The 25,986-nt window shown below is 74.1% G+C and carries 30 protein-coding genes and 1 tRNA gene; 11 read left to right on the forward strand and 20 right to left on the reverse strand.

The window, feature by feature from the left end; genetic code table 11:
- The first annotated feature begins 151 nt into the window (after positions 1 to 151).
- The 4 genes from HNR21_RS32560 (at position 152) to HNR21_RS32575 (ending at position 3,267) form a co-directional block, all read left to right on the forward strand.
- Positions 152 to 226 (forward strand) — tRNA-Leu (locus tag HNR21_RS32560).
- 257 nt (positions 227 to 483) lie between these two features.
- A complete protein-coding gene (locus HNR21_RS32565; RefSeq protein WP_182708149.1) occupies positions 484 to 1,428 on the forward strand; it encodes an MEDS and STAS domain-containing protein in 945 nt (314 codons plus the stop codon).
- Positions 1,425 to 2,345 (forward strand): anti-sigma factor RsbA family regulatory protein, encoded by a 921-nt coding sequence (locus tag HNR21_RS32570; protein WP_182708150.1) that lies wholly within the window; start codon positions 1,425 to 1,427, stop codon positions 2,343 to 2,345. The genes HNR21_RS32565 and HNR21_RS32570 overlap by 4 nt, the downstream gene beginning before the upstream one ends.
- Before the next feature lie 118 nt (positions 2,346 to 2,463).
- Positions 2,464 to 3,267: an STAS domain-containing protein gene (locus tag HNR21_RS32575; protein ID WP_182708151.1), complete on the forward strand. Its 804-nt coding sequence runs from the start codon at positions 2,464 to 2,466 to the stop codon at positions 3,265 to 3,267.
- A gap of 216 nt (positions 3,268 to 3,483) precedes the next feature.
- Here the strand turns inward: HNR21_RS32575 and HNR21_RS32580 are convergent, their stop codons facing one another.
- The 6 genes from HNR21_RS32580 to HNR21_RS32605 form a co-directional block, all read right to left on the reverse strand.
- Positions 3,484 to 3,903, reverse strand: a complete 420-nt coding sequence (locus HNR21_RS32580) for a 50S ribosomal protein L7/L12 (RefSeq protein WP_182708152.1) — start codon at positions 3,901 to 3,903, stop codon at positions 3,484 to 3,486.
- A gap of 10 nt (positions 3,904 to 3,913) precedes the next feature.
- Entirely contained in the window at positions 3,914 to 4,531 is a 618-nt protein-coding gene (rdgB, locus tag HNR21_RS32585; protein WP_182708153.1) for an RdgB/HAM1 family non-canonical purine NTP pyrophosphatase, read from the reverse strand.
- Entirely contained in the window at positions 4,528 to 5,247 is a 720-nt protein-coding gene (gene rph, locus HNR21_RS32590) for a ribonuclease PH (RefSeq protein WP_119728910.1), read from the reverse strand. Before rph ends, rdgB begins: the two co-directional genes overlap by 4 nt.
- A 65-nt stretch (positions 5,248 to 5,312) precedes the next feature.
- Positions 5,313 to 6,062, reverse strand: coding sequence for an MBL fold metallo-hydrolase (locus HNR21_RS32595; RefSeq protein ID WP_119728909.1), 750 nt, complete (start codon positions 6,060 to 6,062; stop codon positions 5,313 to 5,315).
- Between the two features lie 35 nt (positions 6,063 to 6,097).
- Positions 6,098 to 6,991: a glutamate racemase gene (gene murI, locus HNR21_RS32600; RefSeq protein WP_119728908.1), complete on the reverse strand. Its 894-nt coding sequence runs from the start codon at positions 6,989 to 6,991 to the stop codon at positions 6,098 to 6,100.
- A 96-nt stretch (positions 6,992 to 7,087) separates the two neighbouring features.
- Positions 7,088 to 7,888: a thioesterase family protein gene (locus HNR21_RS32605; protein ID WP_119728907.1), complete on the reverse strand. Its 801-nt coding sequence runs from the start codon at positions 7,886 to 7,888 to the stop codon at positions 7,088 to 7,090.
- A 203-nt stretch (positions 7,889 to 8,091) separates the two neighbouring features.
- On the opposite strand from HNR21_RS32605, the gene HNR21_RS32610 reads away from it, so the two are divergent.
- A complete protein-coding gene (locus tag HNR21_RS32610; RefSeq protein ID WP_182708154.1) occupies positions 8,092 to 9,189 on the forward strand; it encodes a DUF3825 domain-containing protein in 1,098 nt (365 codons plus the stop codon).
- Between the two features lie 3 nt (positions 9,190 to 9,192).
- Here the strand turns inward: HNR21_RS32610 and HNR21_RS32615 are convergent, their stop codons facing one another.
- From HNR21_RS32615 to clpS, 6 genes are all read right to left on the reverse strand, one after another.
- On the reverse strand, positions 9,193 to 9,879 hold the full coding sequence (locus HNR21_RS32615; RefSeq protein WP_119728905.1) for a nucleotidyl transferase AbiEii/AbiGii toxin family protein: 687 nt from the start codon (positions 9,877 to 9,879) through the stop codon (positions 9,193 to 9,195).
- A gap of 113 nt (positions 9,880 to 9,992) precedes the next feature.
- On the reverse strand, positions 9,993 to 10,940 hold the full coding sequence (locus tag HNR21_RS32620) for a PLP-dependent cysteine synthase family protein (protein WP_182708155.1): 948 nt from the start codon (positions 10,938 to 10,940) through the stop codon (positions 9,993 to 9,995).
- The gene (locus tag HNR21_RS32625; RefSeq protein WP_119728903.1) at positions 10,940 to 11,218 is read right to left on the reverse strand and encodes a MoaD/ThiS family protein; all 279 of its coding nucleotides are present in this window, start codon (positions 11,216 to 11,218) and stop codon (positions 10,940 to 10,942) included. Before HNR21_RS32625 ends, HNR21_RS32620 begins: the two co-directional genes overlap by 1 nt.
- A 276-nt stretch (positions 11,219 to 11,494) precedes the next feature.
- Positions 11,495 to 11,908: a M67 family metallopeptidase gene (locus HNR21_RS32630; protein ID WP_182708156.1), complete on the reverse strand. Its 414-nt coding sequence runs from the start codon at positions 11,906 to 11,908 to the stop codon at positions 11,495 to 11,497.
- 21 nt (positions 11,909 to 11,929) lie between these two features.
- A complete protein-coding gene (locus HNR21_RS32635; protein WP_182708157.1) occupies positions 11,930 to 12,454 on the reverse strand; it encodes a DUF2017 domain-containing protein in 525 nt (174 codons plus the stop codon).
- A 218-nt stretch (positions 12,455 to 12,672) separates the two neighbouring features.
- The gene (gene clpS / locus HNR21_RS32640; protein WP_119728900.1) at positions 12,673 to 12,966 is read right to left on the reverse strand and encodes an ATP-dependent Clp protease adapter ClpS; all 294 of its coding nucleotides are present in this window, start codon (positions 12,964 to 12,966) and stop codon (positions 12,673 to 12,675) included.
- 49 nt (positions 12,967 to 13,015) lie between these two features.
- Here clpS and HNR21_RS32645 point away from each other — a divergent pair, with 49 nt between their 5' ends.
- The 3 genes from HNR21_RS32645 (at position 13,016) to HNR21_RS32655 (ending at position 15,540) form a co-directional block, all read left to right on the forward strand.
- On the forward strand, positions 13,016 to 14,368 hold the full coding sequence (locus HNR21_RS32645; RefSeq protein WP_220500386.1) for a nicotinate phosphoribosyltransferase: 1,353 nt from the start codon (positions 13,016 to 13,018) through the stop codon (positions 14,366 to 14,368).
- Between the two features lie 72 nt (positions 14,369 to 14,440).
- Positions 14,441 to 15,019: a nicotinamidase gene (locus tag HNR21_RS32650; protein ID WP_119728898.1), complete on the forward strand. Its 579-nt coding sequence runs from the start codon at positions 14,441 to 14,443 to the stop codon at positions 15,017 to 15,019.
- Positions 15,016 to 15,540: a gluconokinase gene (locus HNR21_RS32655; protein ID WP_182708158.1), complete on the forward strand. Its 525-nt coding sequence runs from the start codon at positions 15,016 to 15,018 to the stop codon at positions 15,538 to 15,540. The genes HNR21_RS32650 and HNR21_RS32655 overlap by 4 nt, the downstream gene beginning before the upstream one ends.
- Before the next feature lie 104 nt (positions 15,541 to 15,644).
- Here the strand turns inward: HNR21_RS32655 and HNR21_RS32660 are convergent, their stop codons facing one another.
- From HNR21_RS32660 to HNR21_RS32680, 5 genes are all read right to left on the reverse strand, one after another.
- Positions 15,645 to 17,399, reverse strand: a complete 1,755-nt coding sequence (locus tag HNR21_RS32660) for a DEAD/DEAH box helicase (RefSeq protein WP_182708959.1) — start codon at positions 17,397 to 17,399, stop codon at positions 15,645 to 15,647.
- 81 nt (positions 17,400 to 17,480) lie between these two features.
- Positions 17,481 to 18,548, reverse strand: a complete 1,068-nt coding sequence (locus HNR21_RS32665) for a zinc metalloprotease (protein WP_246442414.1) — start codon at positions 18,546 to 18,548, stop codon at positions 17,481 to 17,483.
- Positions 18,549 to 18,674: 126 nt separating this feature from the next.
- Positions 18,675 to 18,926, reverse strand: coding sequence for a DUF3039 domain-containing protein (locus HNR21_RS32670; RefSeq protein ID WP_119731861.1), 252 nt, complete (start codon positions 18,924 to 18,926; stop codon positions 18,675 to 18,677).
- 10 nt (positions 18,927 to 18,936) lie between these two features.
- A complete protein-coding gene (locus HNR21_RS32675) occupies positions 18,937 to 19,512 on the reverse strand; it encodes a YqgE/AlgH family protein (protein ID WP_119728895.1) in 576 nt (191 codons plus the stop codon).
- A 114-nt stretch (positions 19,513 to 19,626) separates the two neighbouring features.
- Positions 19,627 to 20,013: a hypothetical protein gene (locus HNR21_RS32680; protein ID WP_157995933.1), complete on the reverse strand. Its 387-nt coding sequence runs from the start codon at positions 20,011 to 20,013 to the stop codon at positions 19,627 to 19,629.
- On the opposite strand from HNR21_RS32680, the gene HNR21_RS32685 reads away from it, so the two are divergent.
- Positions 19,982 to 20,386: a hypothetical protein gene (locus HNR21_RS32685; RefSeq protein WP_157995932.1), complete on the forward strand. Its 405-nt coding sequence runs from the start codon at positions 19,982 to 19,984 to the stop codon at positions 20,384 to 20,386. The genes HNR21_RS32680 and HNR21_RS32685 overlap by 32 nt on opposite strands.
- Before the next feature lie 4 nt (positions 20,387 to 20,390).
- Here the strand turns inward: HNR21_RS32685 and HNR21_RS32690 are convergent, their stop codons facing one another.
- The 3 genes from HNR21_RS32690 to HNR21_RS32700 all read right to left on the reverse strand — a co-directional run bounded on the left by HNR21_RS32690 (position 20,391) and on the right by HNR21_RS32700 (position 23,603).
- Complete coding sequence (locus tag HNR21_RS32690; RefSeq protein ID WP_182708159.1) at positions 20,391 to 21,794, reverse strand: NAD-dependent malic enzyme; 1,404 nt, start codon at positions 21,792 to 21,794, stop codon at positions 20,391 to 20,393.
- A gap of 198 nt (positions 21,795 to 21,992) precedes the next feature.
- The gene (locus HNR21_RS32695; RefSeq protein WP_119728891.1) at positions 21,993 to 22,649 is read right to left on the reverse strand and encodes a cytidylate kinase-like family protein; all 657 of its coding nucleotides are present in this window, start codon (positions 22,647 to 22,649) and stop codon (positions 21,993 to 21,995) included.
- Between the two features lie 36 nt (positions 22,650 to 22,685).
- Complete coding sequence (locus HNR21_RS32700) at positions 22,686 to 23,603, reverse strand: tetratricopeptide repeat protein (RefSeq protein WP_233359116.1); 918 nt, start codon at positions 23,601 to 23,603, stop codon at positions 22,686 to 22,688.
- Positions 23,604 to 23,933: 330 nt separating this feature from the next.
- Here HNR21_RS32700 and HNR21_RS32705 point away from each other — a divergent pair, with 330 nt between their 5' ends.
- Both HNR21_RS32705 and HNR21_RS32710 read left to right on the forward strand, forming a co-directional pair.
- The gene (locus tag HNR21_RS32705) at positions 23,934 to 24,668 is read left to right on the forward strand and encodes an ATP-binding cassette domain-containing protein (protein WP_119728889.1); all 735 of its coding nucleotides are present in this window, start codon (positions 23,934 to 23,936) and stop codon (positions 24,666 to 24,668) included.
- Positions 24,652 to 25,986, forward strand: a complete 1,335-nt coding sequence (locus tag HNR21_RS32710) for a hypothetical protein (protein ID WP_312881483.1) — start codon at positions 24,652 to 24,654, stop codon at positions 25,984 to 25,986. Before HNR21_RS32705 ends, HNR21_RS32710 begins: the two co-directional genes overlap by 17 nt.

Here is a 25,986-nt window from a genome sequence, read left to right on the forward strand (position 1 = left end):
AGTGAGTGGCGGGGCCGCCCGCTCATCCTCCACGTGGACCATATCAACGGGGACCACTGCGACAACCGCCGGGAGAATCTCCGATTCCTGTGCCCGAACTGTCACACCCAGACCCCCACCTACGCTGGTAGGATTAAGAACCGAAAGCAGCGGGGCCGTAGCCCAACCGGTAGGAGGCATGCGGTTTAGGTCCGTAGCAGAGTGAGTTCGAATCTCACCGGCCCCACACCGAAGGGGGCGGCCAGGCGGCCGCCCCCTTCCGCGTTCCCTGACGCCCGCCGGCCGTCCGGTGTGCCGGGACCCCTAAAGCCCCGGTCACCGGGCGGCACGACCGAGCCGGCCTCGATCCGGGTGTTGTGGGCATGTGAAAAAGGGGGGGTTCGAGGGGGGTGGAGGGTGGGTTTACGCTGGCCGGATCGGGGGGTGGCCGGGGCGTTCCGCCGGACGGTGGGCGGGGCCGGGCGGGGTCGAGGTGACGGCTTGATGAACTGGTCTGCCGGTGCGGCGGGTGAGGCGTACGCTGGGCTGGTCCGCGACGACGGTTCGCCGTCGCCCGGGGAGGCGTTCTTCGCCGAGCGGCCGGTGGGGCAGATGCGGCCGGGGGACCATGCCTGGCTGGCGTTCGGCGGGGGCGAGGAGCGGGAACGCGTCGTGGGCAGGTTCGTGACCGACGGGCTGGCCACCGAGGAGAAGGTCGTTTACGTCACCGACGCCGATCCGCTGGACCTGCCCGGAGTGCGCTGGGCGGGCGGGGCGGACCCGGACGCCCACGTGCGCAGCGGGGCGCTGCGGGTGCTGCCACGGGAACGGGCGTGCCTGAGCGGGGACCGGTTCGATCCGGGGCGGCTGCTGGACGTGCTGGGCGACGAGGTGTCGCGGGCGTTCGGCGAGGGCTTCCGGGCGGTGCGGATCACCCTGGACCTCACCTGGGCGGTGGCGTACGCGCCCGAGGAGGTCGCCGGGTGCGAGCACGGGCTGGCCGCGACGGTGTCGCCGAGCACCATGGCGATGGCGATCTGCCAGGTGGACCGGCGGCTGGTGGCGGCGGACCGGCTGGCGGCGCTGCGCGACGAGCACGAGGTGCTGGTGCGGCCCGATCCGGAGTTCGACGACGGGGTGCTGCGGCTGGTCCGCACGTTCGACCCGCCCGGGCTGCGGCTGGAGGGCGAGCTGGACGCGGCCCGGCACGCGGTGTTCGCCGAGCGGCTGGCGCTGGCCGCGGCGGGCCGCCACCGGGTGCACCTGGACTGCGCGCGGCTGCGGTTCGTGGATCCGGCCGCGCTGAACGTGCTGGTCCGCCAGGCGATGCGGCTGCCGCGCGGCGGCCGGCTGGTGCTGGACCGGATGCCCCCGCAACTGGCGCAGATGATCGAGGCGGTGGGCTGGGCGCGACTGCCCGGCCTGGTGCCGGGGCGGGGCCGCGGATGACGGGAACGGCCCTGGAGCACAACGCGCTGGTGTACGACGGCGTCGCCGAGTACCTGGCCACGGTGGTGCCGTTCCTGCGGGACGGGCTGGAGGCGGGGGACGCGGTGTTCGCCGTGCTGCCCGGTCCCCGGCTGGAGGCGCTGCGCGACGTGCTGGGCCGTGCGGGCGGGCAGATCACCTACGTCGAGGCGGGAACGTTCTACCGGCATCCGGTGCGGGCCCTGCAGGACTACGACCGGCTGGTGCGGGCGCACGCGCCGCGCCGGGTGCGGGTGGCGGGCGAGCGGAACTGGTCGGCGGACGCCCGCTGGGAGACGGCCGAGTGGATCCGCTACGAGACGCTGGTCAACACGGTGTTCGCCCGGTCGGGCGCCCGGGTGGTGTGCGCGTACGACCGCAACGCGGTGGACGCGGGGATCGTCGAGGAGGCCCGGCGGGCCCATCCGTGGATGATCGTCGGCGGGGACCGGCGGGCCAACGGGGGGTACGAGGACTCGCCGGTGCCCGGTCCGGACCGCGACCGGCCGGCGCCCCCGGCCGACGCCTGCCATCTGCCGTTCGGGTCGGCGTTCGAGCTGTACCAGGTGCGGCGGTTCGTGACGGCGCGGGCGAGCGCGCACGGGCTGGACGCGGGCCGGCTGGCGGCGCTGGAGACCGCGGTGACCGAGGTGGCCACGAACGCCCTCAAGCACGGCGCCGCCCCGATGGGGGTGCGGGTGTGGTCGCAGGGCGGCGAGTTCGTCTGCGAGGTCGGCGACCACGGCCGCTGGCGGGCGGGCGCGCCGGCCGGTTTCGCCCCGCCCGGCTCGGCGCTGGACAGCGGGTTCGGGCTGTGGACGGTGCGGCTGCTGGTGGACGCCGTCCGGCTGTACGCGGACCGGGACGGCACGTTCGTCCGTCTCGTGATGCGCGGCTGAACGCCGCTGCATGTGCATTCAGATAGCCGTAAAACCTCGTCGTCGAGCGGCTACTTCCGGTGAGACGACCCCGCGTACGCTGGTTTTCACTTCGGGTGAGATGGCGGTGAAGGGCGCGATGGATTCCCGGTGGCCGCTCTGCCGGCCGGTGAACGAGCTGCGGCCCGGCGACCATGCCTGGCTGGCGTACCAGGGTGAGGACGAGCGGCGTCAGGTGGTGGAGGCGTTCGTCGGCACGGGCCCGGCGGGTGGTGCGGACCGGATCGTTCTGCTGGGCGGTGCCGCGGACGGCGGGGCTCCCGCGGGCGACCGGGTGGCGGTGCTGCCGTGGGACGCCGGCCCGTCCGCGCTGGAGCGGGCGCTGACCGCGGAGATCGCGGCGGCGGAGCGGGGCGTGCGGCTGCTCGCCGACCTGACCGGGACGCTGCGGCGTCCGGGCGGGCTGCCGCTGGTCCTGGAGTGCGAACGCGTCATCGCACGGGTCGTGGGCGCGAGCGCCGCCGTCATCGCGGTCTGCCAGTTCGACCGGCGGGCCGGTGCGCCGGATCAGCTCGCGGCGCTGCGGGCCGAGCACGCGGTGTCGGTCGTCCCCGAGCCGGTGCTGCGCATCGACCGGACGTCCCATCCGGCGGGCCTGGCGCTCGGCGGGGAGCTGGACGCGTCCCGGCACGCGGAGTTCCGCCGGGCGCTGTCCGGCCTGCTGGCGCACGCCGGCGGCGATCCGGTGCATCTGGACCTGGCCGACCTGGAGTTCATCGACCTCGGCGCCCTGGAGCTGCTGACCGCGGCGGCCGCCCGCCATCCGCGCCGCGGCCCACTGGTCCTGGACCGCGTGCCCGAACGCCTGCGCACGATCATCGAGACGGTCGGCTGGGACATGTTCCCCGGCCTGGAGCCCGGCGCCCCGCACCCCGGCCGCTGACCCGCGCCCGGTCACCGAAACGGCCACCCTGCGACCAGACGTCCCGTTCCCGGCTGACGCGCCCGTGCACGGTCATCGAGACGGGCATCCCGCGACCCGGCGGGCAGAGCTGTGCGCGATCCTTGAGACGGGCCGGGCGGCACCTGCTCTCCGCCCTGCGATCCGCCGGTCACCGAGACGGTCGGCGGCGCGTGCGGGCACGCCGGAGGGCGTCGTTCAGTCGAGGGCGTCGACGAAGCGGGCGGCCTCTTCGCGGGTCATGCCGGTCTCGGCCTGGACCAGGGCGAGCGCCGAGTCGCGGTCGCCGGAGTCGCGGAACGCGCGGACCCGGTCGGACAGGCGGCCGGTCCTGGGCTCGAGCGGGCGCGGCGCGCGGCCGTCCTTGACGGCGTCGACGTAGTCCTTGGCGTCCTTGAGGGACATCCCGGTGTGCTGCCGGACGACCTTGACGGCGTGGATCAGCTGCCCCTTGTCGACCAGCGCCCTGGCCTCGTCCCAGACCGCGGGCGTGACCTCGCGGGGCGGCCGGGACGCCTTGGCCATCGCCATGCCCGCCGGGGCGGCCACCAGGACCAGCGCCATCACCAGCACCAGGGGGCCGCCGACCACGACCGCGACGATCCACAGGGAGTCCATGTCGGACATGCTAGGCGCGCCCTCCGGTCAGCAGCCCGTCGATGATCTCGGCCAGCGCGCGGAACGCCTTGCCCCGGTGGCTGATGGCGTCCTTCTCCTGCGGGGCCAGCTCCGCCGCGGTGCGCGTCTCACCCTCCGGGACGAAGATCGGGTCGTAGCCGAACCCGCCGGTGCCGCGCGGCGCGTCGACGAGCCGCCCGTGCATCCGGCCCTCCACGACCCGTTCGGTGCCGTCCGGCAGCACCAGCGCGGCCGCGCAGGCGAAGTGGGCGCCGCGCCGGTCGGGGGCCACGTCGGCGAGCTGGTCGAGCACCAGGTCCAGGTTGGCGCGGTCCTTGTCGCCGGTGGCGTCGCCGAGCCGTCCCGACCAGCGGGCCGACAGCACTCCGGGCATGCCGTTGAGCGCGTCCACGCACAGGCCCGAGTCGTCGGCCACCGCCGGCAGGCCGGTGTGCGCGGCGATGGCGCGGGCCTTGAGCAGCGCGTTGCCGGCGAAGGTGGACTCGGTCTCCGGGACCTCGGGGGCGTCGGGGTACTCCCCCAGCCCGACCACCTCGAACCCGTCGAGGATCCGGTGCAGCTCGGCGATCTTGCCCGCGTTGCGGGTGGCCAGCACGATCCGGCTCATCGGGCCAGCGCCTCCTGCTGCAGCCGGGTCAGCTCCAGGCAGCCGCCCAGCGCCAGGTCCAGCAGGGCGTCCAGCTCGGCGCGGTCGAACGGGCGGCCCTCGGCGGTGCCCTGCACCTCCACGAACCGGCCGTCGCCGGTGCACACCACGTTCATGTCGGTGCCGGCCTTGACGTCCTCCTCGTAGCACAGGTCCAGGCGGGGCTCGCCGTCGATGACGCCGACGCTGACCGCGGCGATCGAGGAGATCAGCGGGTCGCCCTTGAGCATCCTGCGCTCGCGCATCCAGGCGACCGCGTCGGCCAGCGCCACGTACGCCCCGGTGATGGCGGCGGTGCGGGTGCCGCCGTCGGCCTGCAGCACGTCGCAGTCGAGGACCACGGTGTTCTCGCCGAGCGCCTTGAAGTCCACGCAGGCCCGGATGGACCGCCCGATCAGCCGGGAGATCTCCTGGGTGCGCCCGCCCAGCCGCCCCTTGACCGACTCGCGGTCGCCGCGGGTGTTGGTGGCGCGCGGCAGCATGGCGTACTCGGCGGTCACCCAGCCCAGCCCGCTGTCGCGGCGCCAGCGGGGCACCGAGTCCTGCACCGAGGCCGCGCACAGCACGCGGGTCGCGCCGAACTCGATGAGCACGGAGCCCTCGGCGTGGTCGAGCCAGCCGCGCTGGATGCGCACGGGCCGGAGCTGGTCGGGAGCACGATCGTCAGGACGGGCCATAGGGCTCACCCTAGTACCGTCCGGCCCCGCCCCGGACCGGCCGGCGCGGGCGGGCCACGGGCGGGCTAGAGGTCGTAGACGGTGCCGACCTGGGCCAGTTCGATGGTGCCGGTGAAGCCGCTCATCTTGGCCTCGGCGAGGGTGACGGCGGGGTCGTTCCACGGCAGCAGGTGGGTCAGCACGAGGTGCCCGGCGCCGGCGCGGGCGGCGTGCTCGCCGGCCGTCCGGCCGGTCAGGTGCATGTCGGGGGGGTTCTCGCGGCCCTCCACGAACGCCGCCTCGCACAGGAACAGGTCCGCGCCGCGGGCCAGCTCGACCAGGGCGTCGCTCTCCCCGGTGTCGCCGGAGTAGGCCAGCACCCGCCCGCCGTGCTCGATCCGCAGCCCGTACGCCTCGACCGGGTGGTTCATCAGCGCGGTGGTGATCCGGAACGGGCCGAGCCGGAAGGGGTCGGGCGGGAACGTCCGGAAGTCGAACGCCACGCCCATGTCCGGGTTGGGCTCCAGCTCGTACGCCTTGGCCATGTGCTCGGCGGTCCCGTTCGGCCCGTACACCGGGATCTGCGGCGCCCGCCCGAACGGGCAGTACACGCGCGCGATCCAGTACACCGTCAGGTCCAGGCAGTGGTCGGGATGCAGGTGGGTGATGCAGATCGCGTCGATGTCGAGCACGTCGTGGAAGCGCTGCAGCGAGCCGACCGTGCCGTTGCCGATGTCGAGCAGCAGCGAGAAGCCCTCGGCCTCGACCAGGTAGCCCGAGGCGGGACTCTCCGGCCCGGGAAAGCTGCCGGAGCAGCCGATCACGGTGACCCGCACGTTGACTCCTCCTCCAGTCCGAGGAATTCCTCAGGTCAGACGACCGCGGCGGAGCCTGCGGAGCGGGGGTCGTCCGACCTGCGCTCGCGGGGGTCCGGGGGTCGCCCCCCGGGCGAACAGGTCAGGGCGGCGGCGTCCACGACGGCCTCCACCCGGCCGATCTCCGGACCCAGGAACCGGCGCCCCAGGCTCGCGAAGACCTCCGGGTCACCGGTCGCACGGAACCGGTGCACCGGCGGGGATCCGGTGTCGGTGCGGGCCAGCCCCTCGTCCTGCAGCACCCGGTACACGTCCTTGGCGGTCTCTTCGGCACTTGAGACCAGTGTGACCCCGTCTCCGACGACGTACGAGATGACACCCGTCAAGAGCGGGTAGTGGGTGCACCCGAGGATGAGGGTGTCGCAGCCCGCGTCCATGATCGGCCGGAGGTAGGAACGGGCCGCCGCGAGCAGTTCGGGGCCCTGGGTGACGCCCGCCTCCACGAACTCCACGAAGCGCGGGCAGGCCACGCTGGTCAGCTCGATGTGCGGGGCGGCGGCGAACGCGTCGTCGTAGGCGCGGCTGGTGACGGTGGCGTGGGTGGCGATCAGCCCCACCCGGTTGTTGGCGGTGGCCCGGACGGCCCGCCGGGCCGCCGGCATGATCACCTCCACGATCGGCACGTCGTACCGCTCGCGGGCGTCGCGCAGCATCGCGGCGCTGGCGCTGTTGCAGGCGATGACCAGCATCTTGACGCCCTCGGCCACCAGCCGGTCCAGCATCTCCAGGGCGAACGCGCGGACCTCGGCGATCGGCCGCGGCCCGTACGGCTGACGGGCCGAGTCGCCGAGGTACAGGATCGGCTCGTCCGGCAGCTGATCGAAAATCGCGCGGGCCACGGTGAGGCCGCCGTAGCCGCTGTCGAAGATCCCGATCGGCGCGTTGGACATGGTCCATTAGGCTAGGCGACCGCGCCTGCGCAAAGCGCGTGTTGCGTCGCACATCACAGGTTCACCTGCGTGTTACGCAGGCGGACCCCGTGCGCCTCAGCCGTTCTTGCGGCCCACCCGGGCGATCTGGCGGCACTGGGCCACCAGCCGGCCGGCCGAGTCCCACGCCTCCACCTCCTCGTCGAACCAGCCGTCACGCACCATCCGCCCGCTGCCGAACAGGCCGATCGGCCCGGGGGCGGGCAGCGCCCTCATGTGCCAGGTCAGCTCGACGGTGGGGGCCCAGCCGAGGGCGCCGGTGTTGAGCACGATCGGCGGCAGCGCGTCGACCGCCATCGCCAGCAGGAACGCGTCGGGCTCGTAGTCGTCGTCGCGGAGCCGGAAGTAGCCGCGCATCTCCGGCCGCCCGCTGGGCTGTCCGTCGAGCCATCCCATGGTGGCCGGGTCGAAACGCATGTCCACCCTGTCGGTGAACCCCCGGTCGGTGTCGGAGGGCTGCGGGCCGACGCACTGCTCGATCGGCGGCAGCGGCGGCGGGGCCTCCCCCAGCCAGTCCGGTTCGGCGTCGGCGGCCAGTGTGGCGGTGGTCACCTGGGCGTCCACCACCGGGCGGCCCTCCTGCAGCAGGGTGACCCGGGAGGCGGTGGCGGTCCGGCCGGTCTTGCGGACCTCCACGGTGATCTCGGCCGGTCCGGGCTTGCTGACCCGCAGGAACGCCGCGCTGGTGGCGACCGGGTGCAGGTGCACGGGATCGGCGTCGACGGCGGCGCGCAGCAGCACGGCCATCACATAGCCCCCGTTGAGGGCGCCGGAGATGTCGTATCCGGCGTCCAGTTCGGCGGCGTAGCGTCCCTCGGCCAGCTTCTCGACCGTCGTGGCGTCCCGGAACCGGCTCATCGGCGCACCTTTCTAGAATCTCGTTCTGGTAGGGCACCCTACCCTCCCCGGCACGCCGAGGTCGCATGCGGTGGGAGGAAACGCCCGGGCCGTCCCCCGGCGCCCGTGGCGACGGGATCGTCCGTCCTCGGCGGGGCCCGTCCGAGCTCGTCGCGACGGGTTCACTAACCTGGTGAACCCCCACCGACGCCGGAGAAGACGCCGTGACCCTGCACGAATCCAAGCCGACCGCCTACCCCGACTTCGGCCGCGCCGGCGGCCGGCCCCCGTTCGGCGGCACCGGCACGGGCACCTCCGCGCAGGCCCCCGGCGCCCGCCCCGCCACGGAGGAGGCGTCCGCCGCGCCGGGCGGGACCGACACCCGGATCCCGGCCGGCCCGACGGGGTCGCCGCCCGGCGGTGCCGGACCGCTGCCCGCGACCGGCGGCAAGCACGGCTACCTGGGCGAGGCGCCGACCACGATCCCGCAGGCCCCGGCCGGTCCCGTGGCGTCGCGGCGGGCCCTGCGCGCCCTCCACAAGCACGCCTCCCTCGGGCCGCTGCGCTCCGACGACCCGGCCGGGGCCGCCGGGGACGACTTCTTCGACCTGCTGGCCAGGCTCGCCGAGCCGGAGGACTGGGGCGGCCGGGGCGGCGACGGCACCTGGGTGCTGCGCGAGTACGTCGAGTGCGCCTTCGAACGGCTCTACCAGCAGCGGCAGATCGTCACCGCGGCCGGCGGCACGCACAGCGTCTTCAACACCGGCCTGGTCACCCCGCAGCAGGAGGCGATCTACGGCCTGTTCGTCCCGAGCCGCGACCCCGACGGCGCGCCCTGGCAGCTGCAGGGCTGGTACCCCGAGTCCGAACGCGAGCTGCAGGACCGCTTCTCGGAGCTGCCGCGGGCGGCGACCTACGCCGACGACCCCGCCGAGCTGGTGTACGACTGGCGGCGCGACCTGGTCGTCACCCCGCGCCACCTGCTGGAGTCCCCGGAGAACCTGGCGGTCCTGCCCGCGCCGCTCAACTCCAACCCGTACCAGGCGGGCCTGGTGCTGGAGGGCGCGGTGCGCCGGGCCGAGGCGCGGGTGCGGCGCGACTACCGCGCGGCCGTGCCCTGCTGGGATCCGGCCGCCGAGGAGGTCAGGCTGCTGGTGCCGCTGTCGCTGACCACCCCGGAGACGGTCGACACCGCCCTGGTGGTGACCCGCGAGGAGGGGCAGAACGTCTACCGCGGGCAGGCGCTGCTGGCCCTGGACACCGCCTACGCCCGCGCGCGGCAGCTCGCCCGGCCGCACGACTGGCTGCGTCCCCGCTCCTGACCGTCACAGGTCGGGGTCGGTGCCGTCCTTCTCGAACGCGGCGTCCTCGTACAGCCGCATGTTGATGTCGTGCGCCCACTCGGCCGCGAACCGCTTCACCCGGCGGATCCCGTCGTGGTCGAGCCCGTACCGCTCGAACTCGGCCTCGGGCATCAGCTCGTGGCAGGTCAGCCGGTCGGCGAGCCGTTCCAGGGAGAAGTCGGGGGCGTTGCAGCGGCCCAGCCACTCCAGCCGTTCGTAGCCGTAGTCGCCGGCCACGGCGGCGACGTCGATGAGGTCGCGGGCGACCAGGCGCCCGGCCAGCGCGCCCACCTTCAGCCCGATCGCGTCCTCGTAGGCGACCACCGGGCAGGCGCCGATCCGGGTGGGCCGCATCCGCAGCGGGACCTTGAGCAGGTTGACCTCGCACTCCTCGCCGGTCGCGGGGTCGGCGACGACCATGCCGACGTAGGCGTCGCCGTCCGGCTCCCCGACCCGCGCCAGCAGGCCCTGGCCGCGGTAGGCGGCGGCGACGGCCTCGGCGACCTCGTGCAGCGGCAGCGGCTCGGTGGCGACCAGGTCGACGTTCTCGCTGGGCCGGTCGATCAGGCCGTGCGCGCGCAGCGCGTGCCCGCCGGCCAGCGCCAGGCAGAACTCGGCGCACACGGCCGCACCGGCCTCGATCACCTTGCGGTGCAGGGAATCGGTCACGGGGCGGGCCCCTGAGCGGTCGTCATGGGACCAGTGTCACCGATGACGACCGCTCCGAACGGCGCCGGCGGACGGCCTCCGCCCGCCACGGCCGGCGCGGGCCGGCCGGCGGCCTAGGCCCAGAGCTGGCCTTCCAGCCGCTCCTCGGCCTCCTCCAGGGTGCCCTCGTAGGCCCCGGTGGACAGGTACTTCCAGCCGCCGTCGGCGACGATGAACACGATGTCGGCGCGCTCCCCGGCCTTGACCGCCTTGGCGGCCATGCCGAGCGCGGCGTGCAGGGCGCCGCCGGTGGAGATGCCGGCGAAGATGCCCTCCTGCTCCAGCAGTTCGCGGGTGCGGCGCAGCGCGTCCCGGGCGCCGACCGAGAACCGGGTGGTCAGCACCGACTCGTCGTACAGCTCGGGAACGAAGCCCTCGTCGATGTTGCGCAGCCCGTACACCAGCTCGCCGTACCGGGGCTCGGCCGCCACGATCTTGACGTCCGGCACCTGCTCGCGCAGGTAGCGGCCGACCCCCATCAGCGTCCCGGTGGTGCCCAGGCCCGCCACGAAGTGGGTGACGGTCGGCAGGTCCGCCAGGATCTCCGGCCCGGTGGTCTCGTAGTGCGCCAGCGCGTTGGCCTCGTTGCCGTACTGGTAGAGCATCACCCAGTCGGGGTGCTCGGCGGCCAGCTTCTTGGCCACCCGGACCGCCTCGTTGGAGCCGCCCGCCGCGGGCGAGAAGATGATCTTCGCGCCCCACATCTCCAGCAGCTGCCGCCGCTCGGCCGAGGTGTTCTCCGGCATCACGCAGACGATGTCGTAGCCGCGCAGCCGGGCCACCATGGCCAGCGAGATCCCGGTGTTGCCGGAGGTCGGCTCCAGGATCGTGCAGCCCGGGGTGAGCAGGCCCTCCTTCTCGGCCTTGGCGACCATCCACATCGCGGGACGGTCCTTGACCGAGCCGGTCGGGTTGCGGTCCTCCAGCTTGGCCCACAGCCGCACCTGCGGGGAGGGCGACAGCCGGGGCAGCCCGACCAGCGGGGTGCGGCCGAGGGAGTCCAGCAGCGAGTCGAAGCGCATTACCGTCGGCCGCCGGCCACCGCGGGCAGCACCGTCACCGTGTCACCGTCGGAGACCTCGGTCTCCAGCCCGCCGAGGAACCGCACGTCCTCGTCGTTGAGGTACACGTTGACGAACTTGCGCAGCCCCTTGTCGTCCACCAGCCGGTCGCGCAGCCCGGGGTGCCGCGAGTCCAGGTCGCTGATGAGCTCGTCGAGCGAGCTGCCCTTGCCTTCGACGGACTTGGCCCCGTCGGTGAGGTTGCGCAGGATCGTCGGGATCCGGACCTCGATCGCCATCGCGATGCACTCCTTAAGCGTCATACGGCAGACCCGTGGTGCTCAACACGCGGAGCCCACGGGGGGATTCCAAGGCTGGGGCAACGCCTTCAGGAACAGTCGTAGACGACCTCGGCACGGCTGTGCCCGAACAGGAAACTCTGCACAGGCGGGACGAACATGGGCCATATCTTAGGCGCTCGCTCCGCTCGCGCGGCTCACGGGCCCCGGGACGCGCGGCCGCGCGGGCCCGCTCGCGTTGGCCTCGAGTCCCTTCGGGTGCAGGGTCTTCAGTGCTCAGTAAGAATCGACGATCTTGACCTCTTCCTCGGTCACGACGCCGTCGACGATGCGGAACGAGCGGAACTCCGCCACCTCCGGGTCGCGGGTGGAGACCAGGACGTAGTGGGCGTTGGGCTCGGAGGCGTAGGAGATGTCGGTGCGGGAGGGGTAGGCCTCGGTGGCGGTGTGCGAGTGGTAGATGACGACCGGCTCCTCGTCGTTGTCGTCCATCTCGTTCCACACCCGCAACTGCTCCATGGAGTCGAAGCGGTAGAACGTCGGGGAGCGTTCGGCGTTCGTCATCGCGATGAACCGGGTGGGCCGGTCGCTGCCCGCCGGACCGGCCACCACCCCGCACGCCTCGTCGGGGTGGTCGGCGCGCGCATGCGCAACGATCTTGTCATACAGGGCCCGCTCGATCGTCAGCATGCCCCGAAGGCTACCCGCACCTCACCACAGTGCGCGGACCAGGTGCTCCTGGAGCATGGTCAGCCAGTCGTAGGCGGTGTAGAGGGGGAACCGGGGGTCGTCGGGGTCCATCTCGGCGACCTCGTCGTACCACTCCTCGGTGATGTCCAGGCGGGTGCCGAGCGCCAGCCGCACGTCGTTGAGGGCGCGCAGCCACGCCTGCGCCTGCTCGTCGTCCAGCAGCACGTCCTCGCCGGGGCGCAGGGTGGACAGCACGATCCCGGCGGCCTCCCGCTTGCCGTCGCGCAGCCCCGCCTCGGTGTAGCGGCGGAACTCGCGGGCCGCCTCGTCGTCGGCGTACGCGTCGGGGAACAGCCGGGCCAGCACCGGGTCGTCGGGCCTGGCGGCGTTCTCGGAGATGCCCAGCGCGGCGGCCAGCGGGTCGGCCGCCTCGTCCGGCCCCTCGAGCAGCATCAGCATCTGCTCGGTCAGCGCGCGGACCAGCGCCGCCTCCTCGACCTCCAGCCGCAGCCGGATTCCCTCGCCCTCCCGCCGGACCTCGCTCATGCGCGCCCCCCGTGAGCCTCCGGCGCGCCCGAAGGCGCCGGTCCTCCTCGTCGCGCGCTCACTCGCGCCCACGGCCGCGTTGCGCGCGGCGGCTCGCAGCCCGTCGAGCGCGGCGGCCTCCCTCGTCGCGCGCTCCTCGTCGGACCGGCGCCGCGCGCCTCCGGCTCGCTCATGTCCTTCCTCGCGGGGGAACCGTCCCCCGACGCGACGGCCGGGGGTCAGTCATCGCGCTTGACGGTCGCCCACAGCCCGTACGAGTGCAGGATCTCCACGTCCCGCTCCATCTCCTCGCGGGTGCCGCTGGCCACCACGGCCCTGCCCTTGTGGTGCACGTCGAGCATCAGCTTCTCGGCCTTGGCCTTGGGATATCCGAAGACGGTCTGGAACACGTAGGTCACGTACGACATCAGGTTGATCGGGTCGTTCCAGACGATCGCCAGCCACGGCAGGTCGGGCCGCTGGTCCTCCTCGGACCTGGGCCGGTCCAGCTCGACCGGCGCGGGCGCGGTCATCGCGGGTCCCCCTCCCGGATGTGTCCTGGATGTGTCGGCCTGCCCATCCATGGTGCACGCACCGGTCCGTAGTCTTCCACCCGTGGACCTTGACAACAGTACGGCGCTGCTCACCGACCACTACGAACTGACGATGGTGCAGGCCGCCCTGCGCAGCGGCACGGCGGGCCGGCGTGCGGTGTTCGAGGTGTTCGCGCGGCGGCTGCCGGAGGGCCGCCGGTACGGGGTGGTGGCCGGGACAGGCCGTGTGCTGGACGCGATCGAGCGGTTCCGGTTCGGCGACGCGGAGCTGGAATGGCTGACCGGAAACGGCGTCGTGGACGCTCCCACCGCCGAATGGCTGGCCGGGTTCCGGTTCTCCGGCGACATCTGGGGCTACCCCGAGGGCGAGTGCTATTTCCCGGAATCGCCGATCATGGTGGTGGAGGCCCCGTTCGCCGAGGCCGTCCTGCTGGAGACGGTGGTGCTGTCGATCCTCAACCACGACTGCGCCATCGCCTCGGCCGCCTCCCGGATGGTCAACGCCGCGGCCGGCCGCCCGCTGATCGAGATGGGGGCGCGGCGCACCCACGAGGGCGCGGCCGTCGCCGCCGCCCGCGCCGCCTACCTGGCGGGCTTCGCGACCACCTCCGACCTGGAGGCGGGCCGCCGGTACGGGGTCCCCACCGCGGGGACCGCCGCGCACGCGTTCACCCTGCTGCACGACAGCGAACGGCACGCGTTCCGGGCGCAGCTGGCCTCGCTCGGCGAGGGCACCACCCTGCTGGTCGACACCTACGACGTGGAACGGGCCGTGCGCACCGCGGTGGAGCTGGCGGGTCCGTCGCTGGGGGCGGTGCGGATCGACAGCGGCGACCTGGGGGCGGTGGCCCGGCGGACCCGGGAGCTGCTGGACTCCCTCGGCGCGACGGACACCCGGATCGTGGTGACCGGCGACCTGGACGAGTACGGCATCGCCGCACTGGCCGCCGCGCCCGTCGACGTGTACGGGGTCGGCACCAAGCTGGTCACCGGGTCGGGCGCGCCCACCGCGTCGCTGGTCTACAAGCTGGTGGCGCGGGCGGACTCGGCCGAGCCGGACGCCCCGATGCGCCCGGTCGCCAAGCGTTCGGCGGGCAAGCCCACCCGCGGCGGGCGCAAGTCGGCGCTGCGCCGCCTGGACGGCCACGGCGTCGCCTGCGCCGAGGTCGTCTCGATCGGCGAGCCCGTGCTCGGCCCCCGCGAACGCCCCCTGCTGGTGCCGCTGGTGCGCGACGGCGAGGTGGTGGGCCGCGAGCCCCTGACGGCCGCCCGGGAACGCCACGCGGCGGCGGTCCGCGAGCTGCCCCCGACCGCCCTGCAGCTGTCGGCCGGCGACCCGGCGATCCCCACCGAGTTCGTCAACGCGGGCCCGCGTCCGTGATCGTCCCGGGACGGGCGTCGGACGGCCCCGGTCGGGTAGCGTCCGGAGCGATCGACATGCGAGGGAGCGGTCATGGGCAGGGCACTGGTCATCGTCGACGTGCAGAACGACTTCTGTGAGGGCGGCTCGCTGGCGGTCGCCGGGGGCTCCGAGGTGGCCGCGGCCATCTCGGCGCACCTGGCCGAACAGGGCGGGCGGTACGCGCACATCGTGGCGACCCGGGACTTCCACCTGGACCCCGGCGCGCACTTCTCCGACGAGCCCGACTACGTCGACAGCTGGCCGCCGCACTGCGTGATCGGCACGCCGGGGGCCGACTTCCATCCGGACCTGGCGCTCGGGCCGATCGAGGCGGTGTTCAGCAAGGGCCGCGAGGCGGCGGCCTACAGCGGGTTCGAGGGGACCGCCGACGACGGGACGTCCCTGGCGGACTGGCTGCGCCGGCACGAGGTGACCGACGTGGACGTGGTCGGCATCGCCACCGACCACTGCGTGCGGGCCACCGCGATCGACGCGGCCCGCGCCGGGTTCGGCACGAAGGTGCTGCTGGACCTGACGGCCGGGGTGGCGCGGGCGACCACCGAGCGGGCGCTGGAGCAGATGCGCGGCGAGGGGGTCGAGCTGACCGGGACGCCGGTCGTGCGGGCATGACGGCCCCCGCCGGGAACCCGCCGGTCATCGTGGTGATGGGGGTGTCGGGCAGCGGCAAGTCCACCGTCGGCCGGATGCTGGCCCAGCGGCTCGGCCGGGAGTTCGGCGACGCCGACGACCTGCACTCGCCGGGCAACGTGGACAAGATGGGCCGGGGCGTCCCGCTGACCGACGAGGACCGGTGGCCGTGGCTGCGCGAGGTCGCCCGCTGGATCGAGGACCGCGTGGCCGCGAACGTCCCCGCCGTGATGGCGTGCTCGGCGCTCAGACGCGAGTACCGGCGGCTTCTGATCCCCCGGCCGCACGAGGTGCGGCTGGTCTACCTGAAGGGCGACCGCGACCTGATCGCCCGCCGGATGGCGGCCCGCAGGGGGCACTTCTTCAAGCCGGATCTGCTGGACAGCCAGTTCCGGGACCTGGAGCCGCCGGGCCCCGACGAGGACCCGATCACGGTGGACGCCGTGGACCCGGCCGAGGAGGTCGTGCGGCGGATCGTCGAGGCGCTCGACGCCGACGGCTGAGGCCGTTCTCCCGGACGCCTCCGGGACGGCGGTCACCCGGCCTTCCCGGAACTCGTGCCGCGCGATCCCGGGCCGCGCCGTGCAGGGTCCGCCGGGCGGTGCGGTCAGCGGCGCCTGGTCGCCCACTCGCGGATCTTGGCGATCCGCTTGGTCAGGTCCTCGGCGCTGGCCTGCGGGACCGGGGGGCCGCCGCAGGCGGCGCGCAGCTCGTTGTAGATGACGCCGTGCGGCTTGCCGGTGCGGTGGCTCCACGCGCCGACCAGCCCGTGCAGCTGGGTGCGCAGCTCGTGCAGGTTCTCGGCGGCGGTGCGCTGCTCCCGGCGGTCCTGCTCGGGGTCGCCGGTCTTCCTGCGGCGGCGCTGGGCGGCGAGCTGCTCGGCCTGGCGGCGGCGCAGCAGCTGCGCCACCTGGTCGGGCTCCAGCAGCCCCGGGATGCCCAGGTACTCCTCCTCCTCGGCCGACCCGGGGGCGGCGTGCGTGCCGAACTCGCCGCCGTCGTACAGCACCCGGTCGAACGTGGCGGACGCCTCGACCGTCTCGAACGGCAACTCCTCCCCCACGTCCGGGGAGTCCTGCTTCCGGTTGGCCTCCTTGAGCAGGTCGTCGTCGAGGCCGTCGCCCTCGCGGCGGGGCCGGTCGAGCACGTGGTCGCGTTCGGCCTCCATCTGCGCCGCGTGCTCCATCAGGACGGGCACCGACGGCAGGAACACCGACGCGGTCTCCCCCCGCCGCCGCGACCGCACGAACCGGCCGACCGCCTGGGCGAAGAACAGCGGAGTGGAGGTGCTGGTGGCGTAGACGCCGACCGACAGCCGGGGGATGTCCACGCCCTCGGACACCATCCGCACCGCGACCATCCAGCGGTCCTCGGAGTCGTTGAACTGCTTGATCTTCTTGCTGGCGGTGGGGTCGTCGGACAGCACCACGGTGGCGCCCTGCCCGGTGATCGACCGGAGCATCCTGGCGTACGCGCGGGCCGCCTCGTGGTCGGTGGCGATCACCAGCCCGCCCGCGTCGGGCACCCCGCGCCGCACCTCGGTGAGCCGTTTGTCGGCGGCGGCGAGGACCTGCCTGATCCAGTCGCCCTTGGGGTCCAGCGCCGCCCGCCACGCCTGCGCCATCTGATCCTGGGTGAGCGGCTCGCCGAGGGTGGCGGCCAGTTCGTCGCCGGCCCGGGTGCGCCAGCGCATCTCCCCCGCGTACGCCAGGAAGATCACCGGCCGGACCACCCCGTCGGCCAGCGCGGGCCCGTACCCGTAGGTGTAGTCGGCGCGGCTGCGCCGGATGCCGTCCGGCCCCTCCTCGTACTGCACGAACGGGATGGGGTTGATGTCGGTGCGGAACGGGGTGCCGGACAGGCCGAGCCGGCGGTGGGCGGGCTCGAACGCCTCACGGACCGCGTCGCCCCACGACAGGCCGTCCCCGGCGTGGTGGATCTCGTCCAGGATCACCAGGGTCTTGCGCATCTCGGTGCGGTTGCGGTGCAGGGCCGGGCGGGCGGCGATGGTGGCGTAGGTGGCCGCGATGCCGTGGAATTCCTTGCCCAGCTTGCCCTGGCCGTTGCTGAACTCCGGGTCGAGCCTGATGCCGACGCGGGCGGCCGACTCGGCCCACTGCCGCTTGAGGTGCTCGGTGGGGCACACCACGGTGACCGCGAACACCTCCTTGCGGTCCAGCAGTTCCCTGGCCAGCCGCAGCGCGAACGTGGTCTTACCGGCGCCGGGCGTGGCGACGGTGAGGAAGTCGCGCGGGCCGCTCTCGTGCGGCGGGGCGAAGTACGTCTCCAGCGCCTGTTGCTGCCAGGCGCGCAATGACGACGCGGTCCCCCAGGCTGCTCGCTCGGGGAAGGCGGGGGGCATGCTCGAGGCAGCGAAGGTGCTCACGGTCCTGAGAGCGTACCGAGAGGCGCCGACAGGCAGCGGCGGGGCGCGCGGCGGGCGCTACCGATCGCCGGAGGAGCGGAACGCCGCCCAGGCCGCGCGGATCCGCACGGCCTGACCGGGGGTGAACTCCTGCATGCAGGCGTCCCAGGCGTAGTCCATGAAGTTGTGGATCGGGTCGTTCCCGGCCGCCGGGCAGGTGTCCTTGGAGATCGGGCAGCCCTCGGTGGGCACCGCCTCGTACGGCGTGTCGTCCACCCCGTCGCCGGGCGCGTTGCAGCCGTTCTCGAACGTGTGGAACAGCCCCAGCCAGTGCCCGACCTCGTGCACGGCCGTGTAGCCGTGGTCGTACTGCCGGTACGCGCCGCCGGGGACGCTGCGGTAGTCGACGACCACGCCGTCCTCCTCCGGCCGGCTCCGGTAGTTCTGCGGGTACGTGGAGAAGCCCAGGACCTCGACGCCCACCGCCGCGGTGTAGAGGTTGAGGGTGCCCGCGCCGCCCCGGTTGAGGGCCGCCTTCATCCGGCGTTCGTGGGCCTGGGGGTTGCGGAACCAGGAGGCGTTCTGGGTGACGTCGTAGCCCGCCAGCCGGAACCGCACCCCGGTGTCCGTGCCGCCGCCCTCACCGGAGTAGGCGGCGTTGAGGACGTCGATCTGGCGCAGCGCGGTGGCGCGCGACAGCCGGCCGTCGCGGCCGTCGGCGATGACGTGGAAGCGGACCGGGACCACGATGCCGGTCCGGCGCTGGGCGCGGTTCACGGCGGCCTCGTCGGCGGTGCCGTACCGGACCAGCAGCTCCCGTCGCAGCTCGGCGAGCATCTCCGCGACCTGGGCGGGGGCGAGCGCGGCGCGGTCGCGCCACAGGGCGCGTCCCTGGGCGAAGCCCGGCAGGACGGCGGGCGACCGTTCGGCGGGGGCGGGACGGGTGCGCAACGCCCGCGCCGGCCGGTCGAGCGGGCCGTGGTGGTGGCCGTGACTGTGGCCGTGGCCGTGCGCCGTGGGCGGTCCGGGCGGGCAGTCGGGGCGGGCGGCGTGCGCGGGGGCCGCCTGGAGGGGGGCGGGCCGCGGCGGGGATCCGGGAGCGCTCAGGTCACCGGCGGTGCCCGCCAGCGCACCCGAAGTGATCAACAGAGCGCAGACCCCGACCTGGACGCCGCACCGTGCCATGTGTCCCCCGACCGTCGCTTACGTGCAGTGACAGTCGGTAACTATGGCATGACGACGGCGGTGCCCGCAGCGAGCACCGCCCGCGCGTCAGTCGCCGGAGTCGTCCCCGCCCGGACGCAGTCCCTCGTAGATCTCCTTGCACTCCGGGCAGACCGGGTACTTCTTGGGGTCCCGGTTGGGCACCCAGACCTTGCCGCACAGGGCGACGACCGGCGTTCCGGTCACCGCGCTCTCGGTGATCTTGGACTTCTGCACATAGTGCGCGAAGCGCTCGTGATCGCCGTCCCCATGGGAGAGGTCGGGCCGGACATCGCTGTCGGGAAGGATCCTCGTGCTCACCCGCACCAGGTTAGTTCAGGCTGGGATCGTCCGGGAACGTCGCGACGAACGCCAGGTCGCCCGGCTGCCGCCGCAGCACCGCCTGCCACAGCCGCTCGGGATCGGCCGCGAACACGTCGCCGGCCTCCCCGTTGACCACGTACCAGGCGCCCTCCTCGATCTCCGACCGGAGCTGGCCCGCGCCCCAGCCGGCGTACCCGGCGAACACCCGCAGCTGGATGACCTCGGCCGCGATCAGCCCGGGCGGGGCGTCCAGGTCCACCAGCCCCACCCGGCCCACCTCGGTGTCCCCGTCCAGCGCCCGCCAGCCCAGCGGCTCGTCCTCGCCCGGCACCCGGGCCAGCGCCAGCGCGCTGTCCAGCGCCACCGGACCGCCCTGGAACACCACCCCCGGGCCGGTCACCAGCTCCGCCCACGGCGGCAGCACCCGGTCCACCGGCACCTCGGTCGGCCGGTTCAGCACCACCCCGAGGGTGCCCTCGGCGTCGTCGTGCTCGACCACCAGGACGACAGTGCGCCGGAAGTTGGGGTCCTCGAGACTGGGGGTGGCCACCAGCAGGCGGCCCACCGCGATGCCGTCGTCCATGTGTTCCATGATGCGTGCCGCCGGGCCGCCTCCGCACACGCCCCACCGCGTTGCGCTGTTATGAATTCACGCCCACCGGGGTATCGGGAGAATATTGACCGGACGCAAGACGATCTAGCACCAGCGGCCGCGGGCTTTACGCGGGGCGGCGGGGCGGGAGAGCGCGATGCAGTTGCCCAGGTTCATCATCGCCGGGGTGTTCTTCGTCATCGGGTTGTTGATCGCGGTGCCGGCGCTGCTGCGCACCATGAGCGACAGCTCGGACGCCGCGGAGAGCCCGTCGCCCACCGGCGGCTCCACCCCGTCCGCCACCGCCACGGGCCCGGGCGGCACCGCGTCGCCGTCGCGGACGGCCGGCCGCAGCCCGTCGCCGTCGCGCACCCCGAGCCGCACGCCCACCAGCAGGCCGCCGGCCGCGCCGCCCACCACCCGGCCGGCGGCCGAGCCGCTGCGGGTGACGGTCGGCCGGGTGGACTGCCCCGGCCGCACCGTCGTGGTCACCGTGCGCAACCCGGGCGGCGCCACGCAGGACTACACGGTGGAGACCGACGACGGCGCCGCGCCCAAGGGCGACCGGATCGGCGCCGGGCAGAGCCGCACCACCCGGCTGACCCTGCGCGAGGACCGGCGCACCCGGATCACCGTCACCTGGCGGAACGAGCCCGTCGAGCAGGTCTCCCGGACCGCGAACTGCCGCCGGGCGGCCACGTCGAGCCCCACCCCCGACGACGAGCTGCCGCACACCGGGCCGGGCGACGGGGTGCTGTGGGCCCGCGCCGCCACCGGCGCGGCGGCAATGGTCACCGGCGCGATCATCTTCTGGTACGGCGGGATCTGGCCGCGCCGCCGCGACCGGGTCTTCGACAAGGGCTGACCGGTCAGGCCTCGGTGCGGGGACGGCCGCCGGCGGCCTCCCGGACGGCGGCGGCGACCGCGTGCGTCACGTCCGGGTGGAACACGCTCGGCACGATGTAGTTGGGCCCCAGCTCGTCGTCGGTGACCACGGCCGCCAGCGCCTGCGCGGCGGCCAGCAGCATGCCCTGCGACACCCCGTCGGCCTGCGCGTCCAGCAGCCCGCGGAACACCCCGGGGAAGGCCAGCACGTTGTTGATCTGGTTGGGGTAGTCGCTGCGGCCGGTGGCGACCACCGCGGCGTGCTCGCGGGCGGCGTCCGGGGACACCTCCGGCTCCGGGTTGGCCAGCGCGAACACGATCGCGTCGTCGTTCATGGCGGCGATGTCGTCGCCGGTCAGGATGCCGGGCGCGGACACCCCGATGAACACGTCGGCGCCCTTGACCGCGCCGCGCAGGTCCCCGGCGTACCCCTCGGCGTTGGTGTGGTCGGCGATCCAGCGCAGCGAGTCGTCCAGGTCGTCGCGGCCGCGGTGCACCGCCCCGTGGTAGTCGCAGACGACCACGTTGCGGGCCCCGGCGTGCAGCAGCAGCCGCAGGATGGCGCTGCCGGCCGCGCCCGCCCCGGCCATCGCGATCCTGACCTCCGCCAGGTTCTTGCCGACCACCCGCAGCGCGTTGGTCAGCGCGGCCAGCACGCAGATCGCGGTGCCGTGCTGGTCGTCGTGGAAGACCGGGATGTCCAGCAGCTCGCGCAGCCGGGCCTCCACCTCGAAGCAGCGCGGGGCGGAGATGTCCTCCAGGTTGATGCCGCCGAACGCGGGCGCGATGATCTGCACGGTCCGGACGATCTCGTCGGTGTCCTGGGTGTCCAGGCAGATCGGCCAGGCGTCGATGTCGGCGAACCGCTTGAACAGCGCCGCCTTGCCCTCCATCACCGGCAGCGCCGCCTCCGGGCCGATGTTGCCCAGCCCCAGCACCGCCGAGCCGTCGGTGACCACCGCGACGCTGTTGCGCTTGACGGTCAGCCGCCGCACGTCCTCGGGGTTGCGGGCGATGGCCAGGCTGACCCGCGCCACCCCCGGCGTGTAGGCCATGGACAGCTCGTCGCGGGTGCGCAGCGGCACCTTGGAGCGCATCTCGATCTTGCCGCCGAGATGCATCAGGAACGTGCGGTCGCTGACCTTGTGGATGCGCACGCCCTCGATCGCCCCGACGGCGGCCACGATGGACTCGGCGTGCTCGGTGTCGCGGGTGGCGATGGTCACGTCGATGCGCAGCGAGGTGTGCGCCGCGGTGTTGACGTCGAGGGCGGTGACGATGCCCCCGGCGTTCTCCACCACGTGGGTGATCTGGCTGACCGCCCGGCCCCCCGCGGGGACCTCCAGGCGGACGGTGATCGAGTACGACACGCTCGGCACGCTGGCCACGACGACTGCTCCCTTAGGCGTTCTCGCATCAGCCGGGCGGGCGCTGACCCTGTGCGACCCCCCGGTGCCCCCGGCGCTCGCCAGGAGGGGAACGGCGATGTCCCGGATACATCGTCCCATGTCATCCGGTTTTTGCGCGGCCGTTGCCCGGGATTGCCCCGCCGCCCCGGGTGCGCGCCGCGGGTCGCCGGCGGGTCCTCAGATCGCGCGGGCCGCGGCGACGATGAGGTCGGCGACCGTCTCCTCCGGCAGCCGGGTGCTGTCGAGCACCATGTGGTACAGCGCCGGCGAGGCCGGGTCCACCCGGTAGAAGTGCTTGACGTACGCGGCGCGGGCGCGGTCGTTGCCCTCCATCGTCCGCCGCATCTGGCGCCGCCACTCGGCCGGGTCGCGGCCCGGCTCGGGGACGGCCGAACGCAGCGCGTGGTCCAGCCGCCGGTCGGCCGGGCCGTCCAGCCGTACGTGCAGGGCGTGCGGGCGGTCGCGCAGCACCACCGCGGCGGCCCGGCCGAGGAACACCCCGCCGGTGGCGTCGGCGGTCTGCCTGATCACCTGCTCGGTGCGGGCGACGAACTCCTCCTCGGGCCGCAGGTCCCGGTCGGGCAGGTAGACGTCCATGCCGCCGAGCGTGACGTTCGGCAGCCGGGAGGCGCCGGCCAGCAGCCGGGCCAGGCCGTGCTCGGCCCGGTCGTCGTGCGCCAGCACCTCCTCCAGGGTGCAGCCGATCTCCACGGCCACCGCCACCGGGATGGCCCGGTCCACGAACGGCACGCCGAGCCGTTCGGCGACGGCGGGCCCGATCACGCTGCCCCCGGCGCCGAACGTGGCGGAGACGGTCACCACATGCGCGGGCACACCCTCATGATGCCGCCGCGCCGCGGCCCGTGAACCTCAGAACAGCGCCGACTGCAGCGACCGGCGGCCCTTGGCCAGCCGCGGGTCCTCCGGGGGCAGCACCTCGAACAGCGACAGCAGGTGCCTGCGGGCGGTGTCGCGGTCGTCCCCGGCGGTCCGGCGCACGGTGGCCACCAGCCGTTCGAACGCCTCCTCGACCCGGCCGGAGACCATCTCCACGTCGGCGGCCCGGGTCTGCAGGGCGACGTCGGCGGGCTTGGCGTCGGCGTCGGCCAGCACCTGGGCGGCGTCCAGGTCGCCCACCCGCATGCTCAGCTCGACCAGCGCCAGCCCGCTCTTGGCCTCGGCGTCGTCCGGGGCGACGGCCAGGATCTCCTGGAACGCGCTCTTGGCGGCGGGCAGGTCGCCGCGCTGCAGCGCCTCGTGCGCCCTGGCGTAGCGCGGGTCGGGCTCGGGCTCGCCGCCCGGACCGGCCTGGCCGCCCTCCGGCAGCAGGCCCTCCTGCCGGAGCGCCGCGAACAGCTGGTCGATCGCCTGCCGCACCTGCGGCTCGGGGGCGGCCCCGTTCAGGAACGGCAGCAGCTGGCCGCTGACCACCGCGGCCACGAACGGGATCCCGCGCACGCCCATCTGCTGCATGTAGGCCGCCAGCTGGGGGTTGGCGTCGATGTCGACCTTGGCCAGCACCCACTGGCCGGCGGACTCGGTCGCCAGCCTCTCCAGGATCGGCCCGAGCTGCTTGCACGGCCCGCACCACTCGGCCCAGAAGTCCACCAGCACCGGGACCCGGTGGGACCGCTCGACCACCTCGGTGTTGAAGGTCTGGTCGGTGACGTCCACCACGGCGGGCTCGCCGCCCGCCGGCGCAGCGCCGCCGCCCTGCGCCTGCGCCCTGCGCTCGGCCTGCTTCTTGGCGGCGGCGGCGCGGGCCCCGAGATCGATGGCTCCGTGCAACGAAAAGTCCCGAGAAGGCATGGCTCCATCCTGCCCCATCGCGGCGGGCGGTCGTGCGGCTGTCCGCCCATGGCGATCGCCCGGCCCCCGCCGCGCGGGCCGCCGCGGGCGGGGGACCGACCGGCACGCCCGGGGCGAATCCGCCATCTGCCGAATAGCGGCATTTTCCGGAGAGTAAAGAATTGACCCGGCGATGCGGCATTCACAAAAGGGAGCTGACAGCTTGCGCCAAGCGCGGTTATAGTGCTGCGGTCGATGCGTGTTGCGACGGCAAAAATGCCCGGCCGGGCGATGTCCGTCGTGGGTGCATGACATTATTCAGGGGGTTCAATGATCGCGGATCACTCCGCGATCGTGGCCCGCGGGATGGGTGTCCGCCGCGCGGGACGGTGGCTGCTGCGCCCGGCAGACCTCGACGTCACCGGGGGTGTGATCGGCGTGGCCGGTCCGCCGGGCACGGGAAAATCCACCCTGCTGGCCACGTTCGCGACGCTGCGCCGGCCGCATGTCGGCAGCTTGGGAATTCTCGGCCGTGACATCACGGACGCGCACGGTCTGCGCGCCGTCCGGGCCCGGATCGGTTATCTGCCGCACCGGTTCTGCCGGGCGCATGGATTCACCGTGGCCGAGCTGGTGACCTATTCCGCCTATTACAAGCGGGTGCCGGCCGGCACCGCCCGGGCGATGCTGGACCGGCTGGAGCTCGGCGAGGTCGCGGCCACCGAGCTGGCGCTGCTGCCGGCGGACGTGCGGCTGCGCGCCGGGCTGGCGGCCAGCTGCGTGCACGATCCCGATCTGGTGCTGCTGGACGAGCCGCTGACCGGGCTGGGCGAGGCGGAGGCCGGGGCGCTGATCCCGCTGCTCGGCTCGCTGGCGCCGACCGTGGTGGTGACCGCCCGCCGGATCGAGGACCTGACCGGCTGGTGCGACCGGCTGTTCGTGCTCGGCCGGGGCCGGCTGGCCGAACCCGCCGCCGAGCTCGACCCGGCCGCCGTCCCCGCGGCCGAACCCGCCGCGCAGCCCGGGCGACCGCGGCTCGTCCTGGGCCGTGCCGTCTGTGTCTGACCTGGGCCGGGTCCTCCGTCTGGACGCCCGCCGCGCCGCCCCGCTGGTGGCGGTGCCGGCCCTGACGGTGGTGGGGGTCGCCGCCGCCTGGCGCACGATGACGCCGGGGGTGGACGGCTGGGACAACGCGGTGGTCGGCCTCACCGGGTCGGCCCGCTGGATGGGGCCTCCGGCGGCGGCGCTGGCGGCCTGGCCCGCCGTCCGCGAGCACCGGCTGGGCTACCTGCGCGACCTGACCGCCCGCTCCCCCGCCACCGGGCCGCTGCTGGACCTGCTGCTGCTCACCCATGCCGCGCTGCTGGCGTACGGGCTGGCGGCCATGGTGGTGATCGCCCAGACGGTGCTGACCGACCGGCCGGGCGCGGCGCACGCGCTCGGCCTGCTGGCCGGGGCGGCGGCGGTGACGCTGCACGTGGTGGTGGGGTATCTGGCCGGGCGGGCGGTCCCGCACACGCTGACCGCGGCGGTGGCGTTCGGGCTGACCGGGCTGTGGGCGGCGCTGCGCGGCACCGGCTCGTCCTGGCTGAACCTGCTGCCCCCGGCGGCCCTGGACCGGCTGGAGCCGTTCACCACCCTGCGCACCGAGGTGCCGGCCGACCAGTTGCTGTGGTCGGCGGGGCTGGCCGCCGCGCTGGTGGTGGGGCACGTCTGGGCGCTGACCCGGCGCCGCCGGCTGGTGCTGCCGCTGGCGTGCGCGCTGGCGGTGACCGCGCTCGGCACCCAGCGGCTGTCGGCGGGCGGGTCGGCGGCGGTGCCCGCGCACGTCGGGCACGTGTGCCGGCAGTGGCCGCTGACGATCTGCGTGCATCCGGCGCTGGACTCCGGGCTGCCCGCGCTGGAGACCGCGCTGACCCCGCTGGCGGCCCGGCTCGCCGCCACGCCGGCCGCGTTCACCCGGGTGATGCAGCGCCCCGACGGCGAGCCCGGCGGCGTCCGGCAGGGCGTGGCGTACGTCCACCTGCGGGCGCTGACCCCCGGCTTCGAGCGGCGGGTGGTGCGGGAGATCCTGGGCTCGCTGGCCGATCCCCGCCTGTGCGCCGCCCCCCGGTACGCCCGGGGCCGCGCGTACCGGGCCATGGTGGACGCCTGGCTGCGTGGCGAGGAGACGCCCGCCACGGCGTCGTCGTCACCGCGGCCGGCCACCGGCGGCATGGAGCCGGCGTCGGTGGCGGCGAGCGTGCGGGCGCCGGTGGTCGGCGGGTTCGCGCTGGCGTCGCGGCGGTTCGCCGGCTGGGACGAGACCCGCCGCCGGGCCTGGCTGGCGGCCCACTTCGACGACTACCGCGACTGCGCGCTGGACCACCGGCACTTCCGCTGA

The organism is Thermomonospora cellulosilytica (assembly GCF_014138835.1).
Taxonomy (GTDB): Bacteria; Actinomycetota; Actinomycetes; order Streptosporangiales; family Streptosporangiaceae; genus Thermomonospora; species Thermomonospora amylolytica.